The organism is Planococcus maritimus, assembly GCF_001592825.1.
In the GTDB taxonomy this organism is placed as follows: domain Bacteria; phylum Bacillota; class Bacilli; order Bacillales_A; family Planococcaceae; genus Planococcus; species Planococcus maritimus_C.
Map to the genome: position 1 here is coordinate 104,670 of NZ_LTZG01000041.1, position 19,802 is coordinate 124,471.

19 protein-coding genes, 1 other RNA gene and 1 riboswitch are annotated in these 19,802 nt (G+C 48.2%); of the genes, 15 read left to right on the top strand and 5 right to left on the bottom strand.

The window, feature by feature from the left end:
- The first annotated feature begins 11 nt into the window (after positions 1 to 11).
- From rnr to ssrA, 3 genes are all read left to right on the top strand, one after another.
- Positions 12 to 2,288, top strand: a complete 2,277-nt coding sequence (rnr, locus tag AY633_RS14335; protein ID WP_068488975.1) for a ribonuclease R — start codon at positions 12 to 14, stop codon at positions 2,286 to 2,288.
- Positions 2,289 to 2,337: 49 nt separating this feature from the next.
- Positions 2,338 to 2,802 carry an SsrA-binding protein SmpB gene (smpB, locus tag AY633_RS14340; protein WP_068488926.1) on the top strand — a complete coding sequence of 155 codons (465 nt, stop codon included), beginning with the start codon at positions 2,338 to 2,340 and terminating at the stop codon, positions 2,800 to 2,802.
- Positions 2,803 to 2,881: 79 nt separating this feature from the next.
- Positions 2,882 to 3,236: a transfer-messenger RNA gene (gene ssrA, locus AY633_RS14345) on the top strand.
- Positions 3,237 to 3,534: 298 nt separating this feature from the next.
- Here the strand turns inward: ssrA and AY633_RS14350 are convergent.
- Positions 3,535 to 5,007: an aldehyde dehydrogenase family protein gene (locus tag AY633_RS14350; protein ID WP_068488927.1), complete on the bottom strand. Its 1,473-nt coding sequence runs from the start codon at positions 5,005 to 5,007 to the stop codon at positions 3,535 to 3,537.
- 20 nt (positions 5,008 to 5,027) lie between these two features.
- Entirely contained in the window at positions 5,028 to 5,768 is a 741-nt protein-coding gene (locus AY633_RS14355) for an SDR family oxidoreductase (protein WP_068488928.1), read from the bottom strand.
- Positions 5,769 to 6,158: 390 nt separating this feature from the next.
- Here AY633_RS14355 and AY633_RS14360 point away from each other — a divergent pair, with 390 nt between their 5' ends.
- Complete coding sequence (locus AY633_RS14360) at positions 6,159 to 7,655, top strand: glycine betaine uptake BCCT transporter (RefSeq protein WP_068488929.1); 1,497 nt, start codon at positions 6,159 to 6,161, stop codon at positions 7,653 to 7,655.
- A gap of 95 nt (positions 7,656 to 7,750) precedes the next feature.
- Positions 7,751 to 8,629 carry a 5'-3' exonuclease gene (locus AY633_RS14365; RefSeq protein ID WP_082799254.1) on the top strand — a complete coding sequence of 293 codons (879 nt, stop codon included), beginning with the start codon at positions 7,751 to 7,753 and terminating at the stop codon, positions 8,627 to 8,629.
- Here AY633_RS14365 and AY633_RS14370 read toward each other — a convergent pair.
- Genes AY633_RS14370 through AY633_RS14380 form a run of 3 tightly spaced genes read right to left on the bottom strand, consistent with a single transcriptional unit; the run spans position 8,618 to position 9,988 of the window.
- Positions 8,618 to 9,139 (bottom strand): C39 family peptidase, encoded by a 522-nt coding sequence (locus AY633_RS14370; RefSeq protein ID WP_068488931.1) that lies wholly within the window; start codon positions 9,137 to 9,139, stop codon positions 8,618 to 8,620. The two genes, AY633_RS14365 and AY633_RS14370, sit on opposite strands and share 12 nt — an antisense overlap.
- A gap of 23 nt (positions 9,140 to 9,162) precedes the next feature.
- Positions 9,163 to 9,621, bottom strand: a complete 459-nt coding sequence (locus AY633_RS14375; RefSeq protein ID WP_068488932.1) for an STAS domain-containing protein — start codon at positions 9,619 to 9,621, stop codon at positions 9,163 to 9,165.
- Between the two features lie 46 nt (positions 9,622 to 9,667).
- A complete protein-coding gene (locus AY633_RS14380) occupies positions 9,668 to 9,988 on the bottom strand; it encodes a thioredoxin family protein (RefSeq protein ID WP_068488933.1) in 321 nt (106 codons plus the stop codon).
- A 207-nt stretch (positions 9,989 to 10,195) separates the two neighbouring features.
- Between AY633_RS14380 and AY633_RS14385 the strand changes: the two genes are divergently transcribed.
- The 10 genes from AY633_RS14385 (at position 10,196) to AY633_RS14425 (ending at position 19,749) form a co-directional block, all read left to right on the top strand.
- Positions 10,196 to 12,580, top strand: coding sequence for a 3-hydroxyacyl-CoA dehydrogenase/enoyl-CoA hydratase family protein (locus tag AY633_RS14385; protein WP_068488934.1), 2,385 nt, complete (start codon positions 10,196 to 10,198; stop codon positions 12,578 to 12,580).
- Between the two features lie 28 nt (positions 12,581 to 12,608).
- Positions 12,609 to 13,781, top strand: a complete 1,173-nt coding sequence (locus AY633_RS14390) for an acetyl-CoA C-acetyltransferase (RefSeq protein WP_068488935.1) — start codon at positions 12,609 to 12,611, stop codon at positions 13,779 to 13,781.
- A 66-nt stretch (positions 13,782 to 13,847) separates the two neighbouring features.
- Positions 13,848 to 15,629: an acyl-CoA dehydrogenase family protein gene (locus AY633_RS14395; protein ID WP_068488936.1), complete on the top strand. Its 1,782-nt coding sequence runs from the start codon at positions 13,848 to 13,850 to the stop codon at positions 15,627 to 15,629.
- Between the two features lie 432 nt (positions 15,630 to 16,061).
- Positions 16,062 to 16,211, top strand: a complete 150-nt coding sequence (locus AY633_RS16660; RefSeq protein WP_186008781.1) for a hypothetical protein — start codon at positions 16,062 to 16,064, stop codon at positions 16,209 to 16,211.
- An 81-nt stretch (positions 16,212 to 16,292) separates the two neighbouring features.
- A complete protein-coding gene (locus tag AY633_RS14400) occupies positions 16,293 to 16,646 on the top strand; it encodes an arsenate reductase family protein (protein WP_068488937.1) in 354 nt (117 codons plus the stop codon).
- Positions 16,647 to 16,723: 77 nt separating this feature from the next.
- Positions 16,724 to 17,104, top strand: coding sequence for a glycine cleavage system protein GcvH (gene gcvH / locus AY633_RS14405; RefSeq protein ID WP_068461403.1), 381 nt, complete (start codon positions 16,724 to 16,726; stop codon positions 17,102 to 17,104).
- A 61-nt stretch (positions 17,105 to 17,165) separates the two neighbouring features.
- Positions 17,166 to 17,507, top strand: coding sequence for a toprim domain-containing protein (locus AY633_RS14410; RefSeq protein ID WP_068488938.1), 342 nt, complete (start codon positions 17,166 to 17,168; stop codon positions 17,505 to 17,507).
- Between the two features lies 1 nt (position 17,508).
- A complete protein-coding gene (locus AY633_RS14415; RefSeq protein ID WP_068461407.1) occupies positions 17,509 to 17,832 on the top strand; it encodes a thioredoxin family protein in 324 nt (107 codons plus the stop codon).
- Positions 17,833 to 17,867: 35 nt separating this feature from the next.
- A riboswitch (SAM riboswitch) is annotated at positions 17,868 to 17,972 on the top strand.
- 90 nt (positions 17,973 to 18,062) lie between these two features.
- The gene (locus AY633_RS14420; RefSeq protein WP_068488939.1) at positions 18,063 to 19,088 is read left to right on the top strand and encodes a methionine ABC transporter ATP-binding protein; all 1,026 of its coding nucleotides are present in this window, start codon (positions 18,063 to 18,065) and stop codon (positions 19,086 to 19,088) included.
- The gene (locus tag AY633_RS14425) at positions 19,081 to 19,749 is read left to right on the top strand and encodes a methionine ABC transporter permease (RefSeq protein ID WP_068461410.1); all 669 of its coding nucleotides are present in this window, start codon (positions 19,081 to 19,083) and stop codon (positions 19,747 to 19,749) included. The genes AY633_RS14420 and AY633_RS14425 overlap by 8 nt, the downstream gene beginning before the upstream one ends.
- The last annotated feature ends 53 nt before the right edge of the window (positions 19,750 to 19,802 follow it).

The window sequence follows — 19,802 nt, forward strand, 5'->3', positions numbered from 1 at the left end:
TATTGGCCTTTATGCGCGAAGATGCATACAAGCCGTTAACCGTTACAGAAATAGAAGAACAGTTCGGCTTTGAAGACGCCGATGAATTTAAAGAATTGGTAAAAACGCTCGTCAAACTTGAAGAAAAAGGCGAATTGGTGCGTTCACGCTCGAATCGCTACGGTGTGCCGGATCGCATGAACTTGATGCGCGGCAAATTTATCGGCCACGCCAAAGGCTTCGGCTTTTTTGCGCCTGAAGAAGCAGGGCTCGACGATGTCTTTATCCCGCCAAATGAAGTGAACAGTGCGGTAAACGGCGATACGGTCATGATCCGTGTTTCTGAAGGATCATCAGGCGATCGCCGTGAAGGTTCCGTTATCCGCATCCTAGAACGCGGCACAACGAAAGTGGTCGGCACGTTCCAGGCGAATAAAGGCTTCGGCTTTGTCGTCACAGATGATAAAAAAATGAATATGGATATCTTTATCGCAAAAGACGACACACTCGGTGCAGTAGACGGCCATAAAGTCGTCGTCGAAATCACCGGCTGGCCGGAAGGGCGTTTGTCCGCAACGGGCATGGTCACGCAAGTGCTCGGGCATAAAAACGATCCGGGCGTCGATATCTTGTCGATTATCCATAAATACGGCATCGAAGTGGAATTCCCGCAAGATGTGCTGGACCAGGCAAATGCAGTGCCGGATCAAATCGATCCTGAAGATTTGAACGACCGCCGCGATTTGCGCGATGAGCAGATTGTGACGATCGACGGGGCGGATGCGAAAGATTTGGATGATGCCATACAAGTCAAGAAGTTTGAAGATGGCACATATAAACTCGGGGTCCATATTGCAGACGTTAGCCATTATGTGACGGAAGGTTCTGCTATCGACCGTGAGGCTTACGACCGAGCGACTAGTATTTACTTGACGGACCGCGTCATTCCGATGATTCCGCACCGCTTGTCAAACGGCATCTGCTCACTCAATCCGCAAGTCGATCGCTTGACCTTGTCCTGTGAAATGATTTTCAACGACAAAGGGGAAGTGCTGTCGCACGATATTTTCCAGAGTGTCATCAATACGTCGGCACGCATGACCTATACCGACGTCTATGAAATTCTTGAAAAAGACAATCAGGAACTAAAAGAACAATACGCTGAACTGGTTCCGATGTTCGAATTGATGAAAGAACTGTCAGCTGTTTTGCATCAGCGCCGCATGACACGCGGAGCGATCGATTTTGACTTTAAAGAGTCCAAAGTAATCGTCGATGACGAAGGGTACCCGATTGATATCGTGGTTCGTGAGCGCACAGTTGCTGAGCGTTTGATCGAAGAATTTATGCTTGCAGCGAACGAAACCGTCGCGGAACATTTCCATCGCATGGATGTACCGGCCCTATACCGTATTCACGAAGAGCCGAAAGCGGAAAAATTGCAGCGCTTTTTTGAATTCATTACGAATTTTGGTATTACCGTAAAAGGTTCTGGAGATGAAGTTTCTCCGAAAGCTTTGCAGGAAATCATCGAATCCATCGCAGGCAAGCCTGAAGAGCCGGTTGTGTCGACGATGATGTTGCGCTCGATGCAACAGGCGAAATACTCTTCGAATAGCCTTGGCCATTTTGGCTTGTCGACGGAATTCTATACGCATTTCACGTCACCGATCCGCCGCTATCCGGATTTGATCATCCATCGTCTGATTCGCACATATTTGATCGAAAAAGACTTGTCGAAAAAGACCATTCGCCATTGGGAAGCGGAAATGGATGATATCGCCACTCACACATCTGACCGGGAAAGACGGGCAGTGGAAGCGGAGCGCGATACGGATGCACTGAAGAAAACACAGTATATGGCAGATAAAGTCGGGGAAGAATTCGACGGCATCGTGTCATCTGTCACGAACTTCGGCATGTTTATCGAACTGCCGAATACCATCGAAGGATTGGTCCACGTGTCCAATTTAACAGATGATTATTATCAGTTTGATGACCGTCAGATGATCATGATGGGCGAACGTACGAAGCGCCAATTCCGCATCGGCGATGAAGTCAAAGTGCGCGTCATTGGTGTTAAACCGGAAGAATCGTCAATCGATTTCGAAATCGTCGGCATGACCCAAAATACGCGACGCAGCTCGCGCAAGGAAACTCCGAAAGTGATTCGCAGCGGCCGTGGCGGCGACAAGCCGAAAGACGGCAAGAAGCGCGGGCAGGGCAGCGACAAACGCAAGCCGAAGAATGACAAGAAAAAGTTTTATGAAGGGGCTGCAAAGCAACAGCAGCGCCGCAAGAAGAAATAAAAAAAGCGGCCCCGTGCCGCTTTTTCCAACAGTTTGAGGTGAATTAGATATGGCCAAAGGAGAAGGCAAAGTAATTGCCCAGAATAAAAAAGCAGGATTTGATTTCGCGATCGAAGAAACGATCGAAGCGGGGATTGTGCTACTTGGCACAGAGATTAAATCCGCCCGTAACGGCAAAGTGCAGATCAAAGATGCATTTGTCCGCATCAGAGGCGGGGAAGCGTGGATTTCCAATATGCACATTTCGCCGTACGAGCAAGGCAACCAGTTTAACCACGAGCCGCTGCGCTCGCGCAAGCTTTTGCTCCACAAAAAGCAGATCAACGAACTGGTCGGCAAATCGAAAGTCGAAGGCGCGGCGATCGTCCCGCTCAAGATGTACTTGAAGGACGGTTACGCCAAAGTGCTGCTCGGCGTCGGTAAAGGGAAGAAAAAATACGACAAGCGCGAAGACTTGAAGAAGAAAGATGCGAAGCGGGCAATCGACCGGGCGCTTAAAGAGAGAAGCCGTTAAGCTTGAACTCTGACCTGTTTTGTCCTATACTGGTAACAGTACACTGAAGCTCAACCACTTCCGTGTTCTCTTTTAATGAGGGGACGTTACGGATTCGACAGGGATGGTTCGAGCTTGGGTTGCGCGTCGGAGGATCGGCTCCGTCATCAACGTATCTTATAACAACTGGCAAAACTAACAACAACCTAGCATTCGCAGCGTAAGCTCGGATCTGCTTTATGTAACCATCGCCCATGTGGCTGCATAGAGCTCACTATTAGTGGGATACGGCAGTCAGTGCCGTTTGAGCTGACTGCAAGAGATTCTCGAACTAGCCCTCATGACGCCTGCTTGTCGGCAGATTGAGCGGCGAAAATCCAATAGATAAGCTACACGCGTAGATGCTCAAGTAACGGAGTCTCTGGACGCGGGTTCGACTCCCGCCGTCTCCATAGAATTTTATGGAGTTGAAGAAACGCCAAAATCCTTTGATAAGGGTTTTGGCGTTTTTTGTTGTCTTTAAAACGCTGAGTTCCGTTTCGGCGGACGCTTTCCGCGGGCACGGCCTCAGTCGCTTTGTCGCTGCACTCTTGAAGGATCTTCGGCTCATGTCGCTCCGTCACTGATCTCGTATGAGTCGCTGCCTACACTTCACGCAGCTGTTATTGGAAGAGCACAATCTGTATTAAGATTTTCTATCCCCATCTAAAAAAAACCGGCAGCCCCCATTACAGGAGCTGCCGGTTTCGCATATTATTTCTTCGTGTTATCCACAAATGCCCCGTACTGTCTACGCTGATGTTGCACGGACAGCCATTTCAAGGTCGTGAATTCCTCGAGCACCCATTCGCCGTTAAAGCGGCCGAGGCCGGAGTCTTTTTCGCCGCCAAATGGCATATGCGCTTCGTCGTTGACCGATTGGTCGTTGACATGGATCATGCCGGTCTCGATTTGGTGGGCGATGTTCGTGCCGTGTTCGATATTCTCTGAATGCACAGCACCGCTCAAACCGAACGGGTATTTATTGGCCTGTTCGATAACTTCCTCGTCGCTTTCGAACGGAATGAGAATCGCGACAGGTCCGAAGATCTCGTTTTCTGCAAGCGGCATGTCGTTTGTAACGCCGGTCAAGACGGTCGGCTGGAGGACATTGCCGTCTGCTTTGCCGCCGAGGCGGATTTTCGCACCTTGCTCGACGGTCGCATCGATGTCTTTTAGGATGCGGTCGACTTGGTCACGGTTGATGAGCGGCCCGACTTGCGTATCGTCTTCCGCAGGATTACCGTATTTCAAGTTGCCAGCGCGTTCAATGAACTGCTCGGCAAATTCGTCGTAAATATCTTTATGGACAAAGATGCGGTTGATCGACATGCAAATCTGTCCTTGATGATAGAATTTGCCGAATAGGGCAGAGTCGACGGCCTGGTCGATGTCGGCATCTTCAAGGACGATGAAATTATTATTGCCCCCAAGTTCCAAAGCGGTTTTCTTCAATGCGCCACCAGCGAGTTCGCCGATGTGTTTGCCGACAGGCGTCGAGCCTGTGAACGAAATCAAACGCGGTGTTGGATGAGTGACGATGTCATCACCGATTTCAGAACCGCGGCCGACGACAACATTGAGCAATCCTTTAGGCAGACCAGCTGCTTCGAATAGGCTCGCGAACAGGAGCCCGCCAGTGACAGGCGTATCGGTTGCCGGCTTGATGACGACAGCATTGCCAGTGGCAAGTGCCGGTGCAATCGAGCGGATCGCCAGATGGAACGGGAAGTTCCACGGGCTGATGATGCCGATGACGCCAAGCGGGTTGCGGTAGACGCGGTTTTCTTTACCCGGTTGCTGAGAAGGCATGATTTTGCCTTCCATGCGGAATGGGAAAGTTGCCGCTTCTTTCAAGATGTTCGTGGAAGCGCCGAATTCGACGGTCGCTTTGATCTTCGTGCTGCCGGCTTCTTTGATAAGCCATTCGATGATCAATTCTTTGTTTTCTTTCATCACTTCGATGGCTTTTTCCATGACCGCTTGTTTTGCTTGCGGCAATTCCTTCGCCCATTCGAGTTGTGCGGTTTCTGCTGCTTTGTAAGCAGCATCCAAATCGTTCTTATCGGCAGCTTGGGTCGTAACCAGTTCTTCACCGGTGAACGGGTTGGTATTTTTCATTTGGCTGTCGCTGGACCCCGTTGTCCATTCGCCGTCTATATAAATCTTAGAAAAATCGGTGTTCATTTAAATCGTCTCCATTCTTTTTAAGGCTGTTGTCTTGGGCGGATCAGGATTTCGTTGACATCAACATGTGACGGCTGTTCTACAGCATAGCCGATAGCATTTGCGATATCTTCTGCTTGCAGTGGCTCCATGGAATCGGACATGCTCTTGAAGCTGTCGAGTACGTCATCATCCGTGATGGTATTCGTCAATTCGGTTGCGACCGCACCCGGCGATACGATGGTCACGCGGATTTCATGTGATGGGTCGATCTCCTGGCGCAATCCATCTGAGATGGCACGGACTGCGTATTTCGTTCCGCTGTATACTGCGCTGCCTTTCATGACTTGATGGCCTGCAACAGAAGAAACGTTCAGGATATGCCCTGATTTTTGTTCTTCCATGATTGGGAGGACGGCGGCGATTCCGTAAAGAACGCCTTTGATGTTGACGTCGACCATTTGGTCCCATTCATCGAGTTTCAATTTATTCATATACGATAAAGGCATCAATCCGGCATTGTTGACGAGGATGTCAATCTTCCCAGTCTGCTCAATCGCGGCTTGGGCCAAAGCTTTCATTTCTTCCGCTGAAGTCACGTCGGTTACCCGGTAATCCGCTTTCCCGCCTTCAGCTTCTATTTCTTTCTTCAGTTCTACTAGGCGTTCTTCGCGCCGAGCAGCGAGCAGGACGGGGTAGCCTTTTGCTGCCAGTTCCTTTGCAGTAGCCTGACCGATACCACTGCTTGCTCCGGTAATAATTGCGGTATTCTTCTGTGTCATATCTATTCAGCTCCAGTTCTGATTTAGTGTTGGCTAAAATGTCCTGAAATAAAGACATCTTGTTTCTTTACCCCCATTGAGGGGTCATTTAAACAACTGAGAATCATTTAACGAAAAAAGAATGTCACGCAATATGGTGAATAGGGTAGGCACAGTCATCAGAAAATGACAATAAATTGTTTTCAAAAAGCCTAGTAAACTTTTTTTGCTGAAAATCAGCTAGTTTTGTTTGGGCAATTGGTCTTAATTTCCATTGTTTCAGAGCATACATTAGCGGGTATTTGATATTGAACCTAAGCGCTTGATTTGATACATAATTCAGACAGTTGACAAGCGCACCAATGTTCCGTAGCGTTATATCTTGTGAACAAATTAAAAGGAGGAGACTATATGAAGAAAGTAACAAACGTGTTTTGGATCGCGATTGTGCTAATTGCCTTGGCAGTCGGTTACGGTGCGCTTGCTCCAGAACATTTCGCGGAAGTTACCGGCAATATGGAATCATTCCTGACGACTTCGTTCGGTTGGTATTACTTATTAATCGTCTCAGTAATGGTTATCTTTTGCTTGTATTTCCTTGTCAGTCCAATGGGACAAATTAAATTAGGGAAAGACACAGACAAGCCGGAATACTCATTTGCAACATGGATTGCGATGCTGTTCTCAGCGGGCATGGGTATCGGGCTCGTATTCTGGGGTGCGGCAGAGCCGCTATCGCATTTCGCGATCGACCCGGCGACAGCTGAGCCGGGATCTCAGGAAGCGTTCCGGGAATCCATGCGGTTTACATTTTTCCACTGGGGCATCCATGCCTGGTCGATTTATGCAGTAGTTGCGTTATCACTGGCATATTTCCAATTCCGCAAAGGAGAACCTGGACTTATTTCTTCTACACTTCGCCCATTGTTTGGCGATCGCATGAGAGGCCCATGGGGTGTTCTCGTCGACGTTATTGCCGTGTTCGCGACAGCAGTCGGTGTAGCAACAACGCTTGGCTTCGGTGCCATCCAAATTAATGGCGGACTCGCTTATTTGTTTGATGGCATTCCAGGAGACAGCTTGATCACGCAAATTATCATCATCGCGGTCGTTACCGTACTGTTTATGATTTCGTCTTGGTCAGGCATTAGTAAAGGGATCAAATACCTGTCGAATACAAACATGATATTGGCGGTCGCGTTATTGATCTTGGTCATTATTCTTGGACCGACTTTATTGATCTTCAACATGTTTACCGATTCACTCGGAAGCTATTTCCAAAACTTGATCAACATGAGCTTCCGTGCCGCTCCGATCAATGGAGAAAACCGGTCATGGATTGATGGCTGGACCATTTTCTATTGGGCTTGGTGGATTTCATGGTCACCGTTTGTTGGTATTTTCATCGCCCGTGTATCCAAAGGCCGCACAATCCGTGAATTCCTGTTTGGCGTCTTGCTCATCCCGACGTTCATCAGCTTTATCTGGTTCGCAGCCTTTGGTACAACAGCGATCGATGTCCAAAGCAGCGGCGTCGATTTAACTGGATTGTTAACAGAAGAAACCTTGTTTGCTGTATTCAATGAATTGCCGCTTGGCATGTTGTTGTCGATTGTCGCAGTGTTACTCATCTCGACTTTCTTTATCACTTCTGCCGACTCGGCAACATTCGTTCTTGGTATGCAAACGTCCAACGGCTCGCTAGACCCAGCGAACGCTGTCAAGTTGACATGGGGGATTGCGCAATCGACCATTGCAGTCATCTTGCTCTTCGCAGGCGGGCTCGGGTCCTTGCAGACGGCATTAATCATCGCCGCCTTCCCGTTCTCGTTCATCATGCTATTGATGATGGCGTCGTTCTACAAAGCCTTGACTCTTGAATACAAAGCGATCAAACGCAAACGATAAGCAATCTAAAAGGGTGCCGGAAATCCGGCACCCTTTTTCTATGGCGAGTCGCGTATAATGAAGAATGGAAATCGTGTTGAATGGGGGAGTACTTTTTGGAAAAACCACATATTATGCTAATCGACGGAATGGCCGTGTTGTTCCGTTCCTATTTTGCCACAGCAGGTGTCGGGCAATTTTTCCGCACGGAGAGCGGGCTTGCAACAAATGGGGTACAAGGCTTTGCGCGTCACGTGTTGACTGCTAAATCTTTAATGAAACCGACACATATCGCCGTGTGCTGGGATATGGGTGCACATACGTTCCGAACAGAAATGTTCGACGGCTACAAGGCAAACCGGCCCGCGCCGCCTGAAGATATGCTGCATCAATTCGACCAGGCACGCGAAGTATCCGAGTTGCTTGGCTGGAAAAACTACGGTGAAAAAGGCATCGAAGCGGATGATTTTATCGGTTCGTTTACAAAAAAATGGCCGGATGAGGTAGATTATACCATCATTACCGGAGATAAGGACATGCTTCAACTACTGAATCCATCGGTCAAGATCGCCTTCATGAAAAAAGGCTTCCATATCTACGATCTCTATACCGATGCGCGATTCGGCGAAGAATACGGCATCTCACCAGAGCAGTTCGCCGATGTGAAAGCATTTATGGGCGACCCAAGCGATGGATACCCAGGAGTCAAAGGCATCGGGCCGAAGACGGCACTTCAATTGATCCAGCAATACGGCTCGGTTGAGGGTGTGTTGGCTCATCTCGAAGAATTAAAACCAGCACAGAAAAAGAAAATCGAAGAACATCAGGATATGCTCGCATTATCAAAAAAACTGGCGGTCATCAAAGATGACCTCCAGCTAGATGTGGCACTCGAGGAAATTGCAGTGCCGGAATACTCTTCTGATTTGGTGAGGATTTGCGACGAGCGGGAATTCCGCTTGCTCGCAAGGCTCCTGGAAAAATCATTCATTTGATCGTTGCACCGGAGAAATCCGAATAAAACTCAAAACACTTCGGTTCTTCCGGAACGACACCGCCCGTAAATTGCTCGGGCGGTTTTTTTGTCCATTGTCGTGGACATACAGCAGCAAATCGTCCTCGGTTTCTTCATAGCCAATCAACGGCACCCAGTGATAGGCGAAAGTCGTTTGTTGTCGCCAGCGCAATGAGAAATAACGATCGAATTTCACTGCGAGCGGATTGCCGGCATCAAGCTCTTGCTTGACTTGTCCGATGGAGCGCACCCGTTTGATTTCATACCGCGGGCCTAGCCATTTTTTCAGCCGCCGAATAAAGCAAAATGCACTCAAGCCAAGCGAAGTCGTCCCGAGAAATCGATAAAGCTGTCCGATTCCTGGTGTAAGCTCTTTGTGATAGCGGAGGATGGAAGCTGCAGTGATCGGCCCGCAAGCAGAAGCGCGGTAAGAAGCCGGTACCTGGTCAGCATATTGGTTCATGGCTTGAAAAGGAAGCAGCACTTTCATCATCCATCCTCCTTTAACTTATATTAGCGCAGTTTGGCTTCGCGTTCATCGAGCAAAGCTTGCAAGGCGCTGCGGAATGTCGTATACACTTCCAAGTCGACTTGGATGCCAGCATGGACGATTTCACGGACGAAGCGGGGATTGAAGCCCACGTAAATGCCACGCAGCCCCATCAATTTCAATGCGCTATTCAATTGCGTCAATTCCAAAGCGAGCTCATTGAAATCAAACGATTGCACATCTTGCATCGTAACGCCGGTGAAATCGAAAATGACTTGCTCGGTGTCGCGGTTATCTGCTGCGTATTCAAGCACTTTGGTCCGGATTGTTTCGAAACGGTCACGGAAAATATAGCCGGCAATCGGCGCAAGAATAGTATTCGGTACAATCGATGGAATGATTGGTGCTGACATATTGTGAATGACATCTTGGTAATGCGCGACAAGCTCTTTCAATTCTTTGATTTCCTGTTGTGGATCCATTTGTGCACCTCTACTTCATTTACTAGACATAATTTGGGTGGTGGTATTAGGCTTTTTGTTCTTCAAGGAAGTGGATGACAGAAGCCGGAGTTTTGGCGTTGGCGCTATGCAGATGCGCTTGTTTTTCGCCATTTTTGAAAATTAGCAAGCTCGGGATGCCCATGACATCGTATTGCTCAGCAATTTCCGGCAGCTCGTCGCGATTGACGTCAAACCATTGGTAATTATCGTATTGTTCCATGATCGGGTCGATAAACATATCCATACGCGTGCAGTCTGGGCACCAGCCAGCTTGGAATTTTACGATGACTGGAGCATCGTTGTTAATTGTATCGTTAAACTGTTCAGTAGTTTTTAATGATTTCATAAAATTGCCTCCTTAAATATAATCTTTATCAGTTTACCCTTTTTTACCTGTCTCTCCAAGCACTTGATTTGAAGTGCTTGAAAAATCTTCCGATTAAATATTGCGAAAATAAGAAATATAATTTACACTAAGAACAAGAAGGACAGCATTTCTTTTTTTTATCCAGAAAATGAATGAGTGTTCATTCAAAAACAGGAGGGTTTGCTCGTGTCATATAAAATTAAAAAAGCAGCCGTGCTCGGATCAGGCGTCATGGGATCTGGAATCGCAGCGCATCTAGCCAATATTGGAATTCCGGTCATGCTGCTTGACATCGTCCCGAAAGAAACCACACAAGAAGAACAAGCGAAAGGGCTGACGCTAGAAGACAAAGCAGTCCGCAATCGCATGGCCCAAACGGCTACTCAAAAATTATTGAAACAAAAACCTGCTCCACTGACACAAAAGAAAAATCTGCAATTGATTACACCTGGTAATTTCGAAGACGACCTCGACAAATTATCTGATGTGGATTGGGTCATCGAAGTCATCGTGGAAAACTTGGAGATCAAAAAATCGCTTTATGAAAAAATAGATGCCGTCAGAAAACCCGGCACCATCATCTCGTCCAATACATCGGGCATCAGCATCAATGCGATGGCAGAAGGGCGCTCAGAAGATTTCCAGAAACATTTCCTCGGCACTCATTTCTTCAATCCGCCGCGTTATCTGAAACTGCTTGAAATCATTCCGGCGCATAAGACGGCTCCAGAAGTGGTCGGGTTCATGCAGCAATTCGGGGAGGACCAGCTCGGAAAAGGCGTCGTCTTAGCGAAAGACACACCGAATTTTATCGCTAACCGCATCGGAACGTATGGCTTGCTTGTCACAGTACGTGAAATGCAAAACCGAGGCTATTCTATCGGTGAAGTGGATTCGGTCACCGGACCTTTGATCGGCCGCCCGAAATCGGCGACATTCCGCACTCTCGATGTTGTCGGACTTGATACGTTTATGCATGTTTCGAAAAACGTCTATGATCAAACAGAAGGCGAAGAACAGCAAGTTTTCAAAACGCCTGACTTTATGAAGCAGATGGTCAAAAACGGCTGGATCGGCGCCAAAGCGAAGCAAGGCTTCTTCCAGAAAAAAGACAAAGAAATCCTAGAGCTCGATCCAGAGACGATGGAATATCGTCCAGCGCAAAAATTGAAAACGCCTTCACAGGAAATGGCCAAGCAGCAAAAAGGCTTATCCGCCAAAATGAAGACGCTCGTTTATGCAGATGACCGCACAGGTGAATTGCTGTGGAGCATTCTCGCTCCGACACTTGCCTATTCTGCACAATTACACGGTGAGATCGCAGACGACATCGTTGCCATCGATAATGCCATGAAATGGGGCTTTGGATGGGAGCAAGGGCCGTTTGAAGTATGGGACGCAATCGGCGTCAAGCAATCCACTGAAAAAATGACCGCGCAAGGTTTGGAAGTACCAACATTTGCACAAAGCTTATTGGATAAAGAATTCGATTCTTTCTATAAAGAAGAAAACGGCGACTTGTATTATTTCGATGGTTCGGATTATCAGCCGGTCCCGGTCAATGAAAAAGTGATTGATTTGAAACGCTATAAGAAAAAGCATGGCGTCATCAAATCGAATTCTGGCGCAAGCTTGATCGATCTTGGAGACGGCATCGCATTGCTCGAATTCCATTCGCGTTCGAATGCGATCGGGCTCGATATTATGCAAATGATCAATTTTGCAGTGGATGAAGTCGAGAAAAACTACAAAGGGCTTGTCATCGGCAACCAAGGCAAGAATTTCTGTGTCGGCGCCAACCTCGGCATGATTTTGATGGAAGCGCAAGACGACAATATCTTTGAACTCGATTTGACGATCCGCACGTTCCAGAATGCCATGCTGAAATTGAAATACAGCTCGAAGCCGGTCGTTGCGGCACCATTCGGCATGACGCTTGGCGGCGGGGCAGAAGTCATCTTGCCAGCGGCACGCGTCCAAGCTTCGATGGAAACGTATATGGGCTTAGTTGAAGCAGGCGTCGGGCTTATTCCTGGCGGCGGGGGAAATAAAGAACTTTATATGAAGCAATTAAAAGGCTTGCCAAATCATGTGACAGCCGATTATGTCAATGTGGCAGCGGGTGTATTCGAATCAATCGCGACCGCTAAAGTGTCCACTTCAGCAGATGAGGCACGTCAAAACAACTTTCTGAACTTTGTCGATCACATCAGCGTCAATAGCGACCATTTGATCTACGATGCGAAGCAATTGGCGTTAGCGCTCCATGATAGCGGCTATCAGGCACCGAGAAGAGAAAAAGTGCCGGTCGCAGGGGAAGCGGGCTACGCAGCTATGCTACTCGGCGCGGAAGGCATGCTATTGTCCGGCTATATTAGCGAACACGATATGAAAATCGCCAAAAAACTGGCTTACGTTTTGTCCGGAGGCAAATTGCCATACGGCACAAAAGTAGATGAACAGTATTTGCTCGATTTAGAACGCGAAGCATTCTTGAGCCTCGTTGCGGAACCGAAATCACAGCAACGCATGCAGCATATGCTCATTAAAGGAAAACCATTACGCAATTGATCGCCGATTAGATAGAGGAGGAAATGAAATGCGCGAAGCAGTTATTGTGGCCGGTGCGAGAACACCGGTCGGAAAAGCGAAGAAAGGTTCTCTTGCCTCGGTGCGCCCGGATGATTTCGGGGCACTGGTCGTGCGGGAAACATTGAAGCGGGCAGGATATGACGGCCCGATAGACGATTTGATCATGGGTTGTGCAATGCCAGAAGCAGAACAGGGCATGAACATCGCCCGCAATATCGGGGCGCTTGCGGGATTGCCGGATACAACGCCGGCTGTTACCGTTAACCGTTTTTGTTCATCAGGCTTGCAATCCATTGCGTATGCCGCGGAACGGATCATGGTCGGCCATGCAGAAGCAATTATTGCCGGAGGCGTCGAATCGATGAGCATGGTGCCAATGATGGGCAATGTGCTGCGGCCAAACGCCAAAATCGCTGAAATTGTCCCGCAATATTATATGAGCATGGGCCATACAGCAGAACAAGTCGCCACGCAATACGGTGTCAGCCGGGAAGACCAGGATGCGTTTGCGGTCCGTTCCCATGACAATGCAGCTCGGGCGATTGAAAAAGGCCATTTCGTCGATGAAATCGTGCCGGTCGAAGTGATCCAGCGCTATGTCGATAGCCAGAACAAATATCAGGAAAAATCATTCATGTTCGAAATGGATGAAGGAGTGCGCCACGGCACTTCTATCCAGACACTCAATAAATTACGCGCTGCGTTCTCTGCGCGCGGCACGGTGACTGCAGGGAACTCTTCCCAAACTTCTGACGGTGCAGGTTCAGTGCTCGTCATGGACCGGGAAAAAGCGGAAGCGCTGGGGCTTAAGCCAATCGCAAAATTCCGTTCATTCGCGACAGGCGGTGTCCCACCAGAAATCATGGGAATCGGTCCGGTCGTCGCAATTCCAAAAGCGTTAAAACTTGCGGGTCTGACAAAAGACGATATCGATGTTTGGGAACTGAACGAAGCATTTGCGTCTCAATCGCTCGGCGTCATCCGCGAGCTCGGCTTGGATATGGACAAGATCAATTTGAATGGCGGCGCCATCGCACTTGGCCATCCGCTCGGTGCGACAGGCTCGATTTTGACTTTGCGCATGCTCAGTGAATTAAAGCGTCAAAACAAACAATTCGGCGTCGTCACAATGTGCATCGGCGGCGGCATGGGCGCAGCCGGCGTCTTCGAAATGTTGTAAAGAGAACTTTAGGGGATACGGCTAACAGGGGATTCAAGATAAACGATAAATTGGGAGGAATGGAAAATGGAACAAGAAAAAACATTGATCAAAGGCGGAAGCTTCTTGATCGAAGATGCAGACTTATCGCGTGTATTCACGCCGGAAGATTTCACAGAAGAGCATAAAATGATCGCCAAGACGACAGAGGATTACGTCAACACAGAAGTTATGCCTTTGGTTGAAAAGCTGGAGAACCATGAATTCGAGCATTCCGTTAAGCTATTGAAAAAAGCGGGCGAACTTGGGCTACTCGGGGCAGACGTTCCGGAACAATACGACGGGCTTGGGCTCGACAAAGTTGCCTCTGCCTTGATTGCGGAGAAAATGTCGAAAGCGGGCGGCTTCTCGATCACGCACGGCGCACACGTCGGCATCGGGTCGCTTCCAATTGTCTTGTTCGGCAATGACGAACAGAAAAAGAAATACTTGCCAGTCCTTGCAACAGGCGAGAAAATCGCAGCGTATGCTCTGACTGAGCCAAGCTCTGGTTCAGATGCTTTGGGCGCGAAAACAGTCGCGAAACTAAATGAAGCAGGCACACATTACGTTTTGAATGGTGAAAAGCAGTGGATCACAAACGCAGGATTTGCGGATGTTTTCGTTGTCTATGCAAAAATTGACGGCGAACAGTTCTCGGCCTTTATCGTCGAGCGCGATTTCGGCGGCGTATCGGTCGGCCCGGAAGAAAAGAAAATGGGCATCAAATCATCTTCTACGCGTACATTGATTTTGGAAGACGCAGAAGTGCCGGTCGAAAACCTCCTCGGCGAAGCAGGACGCGGGCATATCATTGCCTTTAACATTTTGAACATCGGGCGCTATAAACTGGGTGTCGGCACAATCGGCGCATCCAAGCGTGCTATGGAATTGACGATTCCTTACACGAACCAGCGCCAGCAATTCAAGACGCCAATTTCTTCTTTTAACCTGACAAAAGAGAAACTAGCGACAATGGCTTCCAAATTGTATGCAGTTGAAAGTTCCGTTTACCGCACAGTCGGCTTGTTCGAAGACCGCATGAGCGGCTTCACGGATGAGCAGCAAGCGGACGGCAAACTGGTTGCGGATTCTATCGCGGAATTTGCTATCGAGTGTTCATTGAATAAATTCTTCGGAACGGAAACTTTGGATTATATTGTGGACGAAGGCGTTCAATTGCACGGCGGTTACGGTTTTATGCAGGAATATGAAATCGAGCGCATCTACCGCGATTCCCGCATCAACCGGATCTTCGAAGGAACGAACGAAATCAACCGCCTGCTCGTACCGGGCACATTGCTCCGCAAAGCGATGAAGGGCGAATTGCCGCTATTGCAACATGCACAAGCTTTGCAGGAAGAATTGTTGATGATGATGCCTGAAGAAGTCGGCACAGAAGCTTTGGCGCAGGAAAAAGCATTGGTGAAAAACGCTAAGAAAATTGCCATTCTTGCAGCCGGACTTGCCGCGCAAACTTACGGCAAGAAATTAGAAGCCGAGCAAGAAGTATTGGTTAACATCGCCGATATCGTCAGCAATGTATTCGCAATGGAATCCGTTGTTCTTCGTACAGAAAAAGCGATTGCAGCAAGCGGAGAAGAAAAAGCGAAGCAGAAGCTTCTCTATACGCAAATCTTCTGCCAAGAAGCATTGGAAGCTATCGAAAAGGATGCGAAAGAAACGCTCATCGCAGCAATCGATGGCGACAACCAGCGCATGATGCTGTCCGCGCTCCGCAAGTTGACGCGCTCTACACCTTATAACTTGATCGCGAAAAAACGCGAAGCATCCGAAAAATTGATCGATGTGGAAAAATACGTCGTGTAATAGATTGGACAAAACAGGAAGGGGAAACCCTTCCTGTTTTCAGGCTGTCGAGAAAGGTAATAAATCGTATTTTCCGAAGCTTATCGCACGACTCCGTGGGCTCGCGCCCAAGCCTCCTCAGTCGCTATGCGCCTTGCGGGGTCTCGGTCGTCTCGCTGATCCACAGGAGTCGAGCGGACGCTTCTCCAAATACTTAAATAGGTCTTTGATTTTTAAATGTCGAAAAGATGGTCCGATTTTAATTCGTAACTGTTTATTAAACTTCTTCAAAAGTCTGAGAAAGGGAAGGAAAAAACCTTTCCTTTTTTTGTTTAAGACATGCAAGAAGAGGAAATTTTATAATTTTTGTATAAAGTACTTTTTCTGAGCAACAGAAACGGTGAGGTTTCTTTAGTATTTAAGATCTTTCCTTCGTTCGATACACAATAACGGATGGGAATGGAGACGGCGACTCCTGCGGAAACAGCACGAGTTGAAGACCCTGGACTGAGCGTAGCGAAGGAAGCGGCTGAAGCCGTGTCCACGGAAAGCGTCCGTCGAAATGGACATCCGCTTTTTAATACAGGACAACCTTATTTGTAATTTAATTTGCATAAACTCCCTTCCAGTCGACTGCTTCGGGGCATTTTGATATGCTTGATTGACAAGATAGGAGGAGATTGAATGATCCAGTATTACGCATATCCCAAATGCTCGACTTGCCAAAAAGGCAAGAAATGGCTGGAGGCGAATGGCGCGGAGTTCGACTATATCGATATCTCGCAAACCCCGCCTTCCGCAACGCAGCTGAAAGAAATCCACGAGGTGAGCGGCATCGAGCTGAAAAAGTTTTTCAATACGAGCGGCAAAAAATACCGTGAACTGGAATTGAAGGAAAAGCTGCCGGAAATGTCTGCAGCTGAGCAATACGAATTGCTCGCATCAGACGGCATGCTGATCAAACGCCCACTTGCTTGGGACGGGTCCAAAGTGACACTCGGCTTCAAAGAAGAAACCTACACAAATACCTGGGGCTGACAAGCCTACCATCTTGTTTTTCAGCCTTCGTTGTGGCAAACTGAAATTGAGTCAATTACATATTTGGAGGGGTTTGGATGAGCACACCACAAGAGCTTCGCTATTCAAAAGAACACGAATGGGTCAAAGTCGAAGACGGCAAAGCAACAATCGGCATCACTCATTTCGCGCAAGATGAACTTGGAGACATCGTATTTGTCGAGCTTCCGCAAGTCGGCGACGAGCTGAAAAAAGACGAGCCATTCGGCAGCGTCGAATCCGTTAAAACGGTATCGGAATTGTATGCGCCGATCAGCGGGAAAATCGTCGAAGTCAATTCTGAGCTTGAAGACAGCCCGGAATTCGTCAACGAATCACCTTATGAACAAGCGTGGATGGTCGTTGTGGAAGCCCCTTCCGAAGATGAGGTCAATGCCTTGATGTCAGCTGACGAATATAAAGAAATGACAAACGAGTAAGTTCCGAAAGCGCCTTTTTTTGGCGCTTTTTTTCATCTATCGTTTTCTTGGGGGGATACCTATGCAGAAAGTAATAGTGGTTGAAGGGATTAGCGACAAAACCCGCATCGCGCCATTGATTGCAGAACCCGTGACGATTCTTTGCACAAATGGTACAGTAAGTGCTACAAGACTCGAAGAAATGCTTTTGCCTTTTGAAGGGCAGGACATTATCATCCTGGTTGATGCGGACGCATCCGGCGACAAACTGCGCAAGCTTATCAAGCGCGAGTTTCCGGAAGCCCGCCATTTCCATATCGACCGAAGTTATAAAGAGGTGGCGACGACGCCGCTGCGGAAGTTGATCGATGTGCTCATCGCAGCAGATGTACGGGTCTTAAATCCAGTAGCAGGGAATGACTAGTATGAACGAATGGACACATAAAGAATGGCTGAAGGAAAAAAACACGCAGCCGGTTTCAGCTTATTATTTGTATACGCCGATGTGCGGCACATGCCAAGTGGCGAGCAAGATGCTCGGTGTGGTGGCGGAACTATTGCCGGATCTTCCGATGGGCAAAGCCAATTTGAATTATGTACAGGAAGTGGCGGAGCTCTATGAAGTGGAAAGCGTGCCGTGCCTATTGATTTCACAGGATGGCCAAGTGACGGATAAGGTCTATGCGTTCCAATCAGTGCCGTATTTGTATGAAAAATTAAAAACGGTTGACGAATACAGCCAGCCATGATAGATTTAATTTCTGAAATTAACTAAATAGCGTAGCTCTTATAAAGAGAGGTGGAGGGAAGTGCCCGATGAAGCCCGGCAACCGTCATGAAAATGAAATGGTGCCAAGTCACTCAAAGTGAAGACTTTGAAAGATGAGAGAACGGTTTATTGTGTTTACACATGTGCCTTTCTGCTCATCTGAGCAGAAAGGCTTTTTTATTAGCCAAAGATTTAGGAGAGTGCCCAAACATGATTGAGTTAAAAGGATTAACAAAAGTGTTCGATACGGGGAAGGCGCGTTTAACAGCTGTCGACCATGTCGATTTAACGGTGCCATCAGGTGAGATTTTTGGCATTATCGGCTATAGCGGAGCAGGAAAAAGTACGTTGATCCGTCTGCTAAATGGCCTAGAACAGCCGAGCGAAGGATCCGTAGAAATCAATGGCCAGAACATCACGGCGATTTCAGGCCCGAAGCTCAGAAAAGCCCGCCAAAAAGTCAGCATGATCTTCCAGCATTTCAACTTGCTCTGGTCACGCACCGTTCGTGAAAATATCGAATTCCCGCTGGAAATTGCCGGTGTAGGGAAAGATGAGCGGCGCAAGCGTTCTGCAGAGTTGATCGAATTGGTCGGCTTAGAAGGACGCGATAATGCATATCCGTCACAACTTTCCGGTGGGCAAAAGCAGCGCGTCGGCATCGCACGCGCATTGGCCAACGATCCAGAAGTTTTGCTTTGCGATGAAGCGACTTCAGCACTGGATCCACAGACGACCGATGCCATTTTGGATTTATTGGTCGACATCAACAAGCGCCTCGGCTTGACGATTGTGTTGATCACTCACGAAATGCACGTCATCCGGAAGATCTGCCACCGGGTGGCGGTCATGGAAGGCGGGCGCGTCGTCGAATTAGGCGAAGTGCTGCATGTCTTCCAGCATCCGAAAGAGAACATCACCAAAACGTTCGTCGCTCAAGTGACCGAGACGGAAGACTCAGCAGAAACCGTCCGCCATTTGCGTGAGCAATATCCGGAAGGCCAACTGGTCAAACTGATTTTCGTCGGAGACCAAGCAGAACAGCCAATCTTGACGCAGCTCATCCGGGAATATGCAGTGGAAGTCAATATCGTCCACGGCAATATTTCTCACACCCAGCGCGGGGCGTATGGTACGCTGATTCTTCAATTGAAAGGCACTGCAGACGAAATAAGCAAAGCGATCGCTTTCCTCGGTGCACATGATGTACAGACGGAGGTGATGGGCAATGCTTGAGACTTTATTCCCGAACGTGGATTGGGCAGATATGTGGGAAGCGACACTTGAAACCATCTACATGACAGCGATGTCCACATTCTTCACTTTTGTCATAGGCTTGGTTCTAGGAATCGTTTTATTCCTGACCGCACCTAATCAATTATGGGCCAATAAAATCGTCAACTGGTTGACTGGCGCATTCGTCAATATCTTCCGGTCGATCCCTTTTATCATTTTGATCATCTTATTGATCCCGTTCACGAAATTCTTGATCGGCAGCATCCGCGGGCCGAATGCGGCACTTCCAGCTTTGATCATCGGGGCCGCTCCTTTTTACGCTCGAATGGTGCTCATCGCCTTGAAAGAAATTGATAAAGGCGTTATTGAGGCAGCCCGTTCAATGGGAGCGACGACGTGGACTATCATCCGCAAAGTCTTGCTTCCTGAATCCAAACCGGCACTCATTTCCGGCATCACGGTAACGGCCATTGCTTTAGTCGGCTATACCGCAATGGCAGGCATCATTGGCGCTGGTGGCTTAGGAACGCTCGCTTTCTTGGATGGTTTCCAAAGAAGCCGCGAAGACGTTACATTGATGGCAACTATCGCGATTCTCGTCATTGTATTTATCGTCCAATTCATCGGCGATTATTTGACCGGAAAAGCAGACAAGCGCTAAAACCCGGATGGTCTTTAGATCATGAAAAAGATTGGGCTTTACAGTCCATGAAA

Excerpts from the sequence above, each read along its gene's own strand:
- rnr (WP_068488975.1), top strand. The coding sequence starts at position 12 with ATGCGCGAAGATGCATACAAGCCGTTAACCGTTACAGAAATAGAAGAA.
- smpB (WP_068488926.1), top strand. The coding sequence starts at position 2,338 with ATGGCCAAAGGAGAAGGCAAAGTAATTGCCCAGAATAAAAAAGCAGGA.
- AY633_RS14350 (WP_068488927.1), bottom strand. The coding sequence starts at position 5,007 with ATGAACACCGATTTTTCTAAGATTTATATAGACGGCGAATGGACAACG.
- AY633_RS14355 (WP_068488928.1), bottom strand. The coding sequence starts at position 5,768 with ATGACACAGAAGAATACCGCAATTATTACCGGAGCAAGCAGTGGTATC.
- AY633_RS14360 (WP_068488929.1), top strand. The coding sequence starts at position 6,159 with ATGAAGAAAGTAACAAACGTGTTTTGGATCGCGATTGTGCTAATTGCC.
- AY633_RS14370 (WP_068488931.1), bottom strand. The coding sequence starts at position 9,139 with ATGAAAGTGCTGCTTCCTTTTCAAGCCATGAACCAATATGCTGACCAG.
- AY633_RS14375 (WP_068488932.1), bottom strand. The coding sequence starts at position 9,621 with ATGGATCCACAACAGGAAATCAAAGAATTGAAAGAGCTTGTCGCGCAT.
- AY633_RS14380 (WP_068488933.1), bottom strand. The coding sequence starts at position 9,988 with ATGAAATCATTAAAAACTACTGAACAGTTTAACGATACAATTAACAAC.
- AY633_RS14390 (WP_068488935.1), top strand. The coding sequence starts at position 12,609 with ATGCGCGAAGCAGTTATTGTGGCCGGTGCGAGAACACCGGTCGGAAAA.
- AY633_RS14395 (WP_068488936.1), top strand. The coding sequence starts at position 13,848 with ATGGAACAAGAAAAAACATTGATCAAAGGCGGAAGCTTCTTGATCGAA.
- AY633_RS16660 (WP_186008781.1), top strand. The coding sequence starts at position 16,062 with ATGGGAATGGAGACGGCGACTCCTGCGGAAACAGCACGAGTTGAAGAC.
- AY633_RS14400 (WP_068488937.1), top strand. The coding sequence starts at position 16,293 with ATGATCCAGTATTACGCATATCCCAAATGCTCGACTTGCCAAAAAGGC.
- gcvH (WP_068461403.1), top strand. The coding sequence starts at position 16,724 with ATGAGCACACCACAAGAGCTTCGCTATTCAAAAGAACACGAATGGGTC.
- AY633_RS14410 (WP_068488938.1), top strand. The coding sequence starts at position 17,166 with ATGCAGAAAGTAATAGTGGTTGAAGGGATTAGCGACAAAACCCGCATC.
- AY633_RS14415 (WP_068461407.1), top strand. The coding sequence starts at position 17,509 with ATGAACGAATGGACACATAAAGAATGGCTGAAGGAAAAAAACACGCAG.
- AY633_RS14420 (WP_068488939.1), top strand. The coding sequence starts at position 18,063 with ATGATTGAGTTAAAAGGATTAACAAAAGTGTTCGATACGGGGAAGGCG.
- AY633_RS14425 (WP_068461410.1), top strand. The coding sequence starts at position 19,081 with ATGCTTGAGACTTTATTCCCGAACGTGGATTGGGCAGATATGTGGGAA.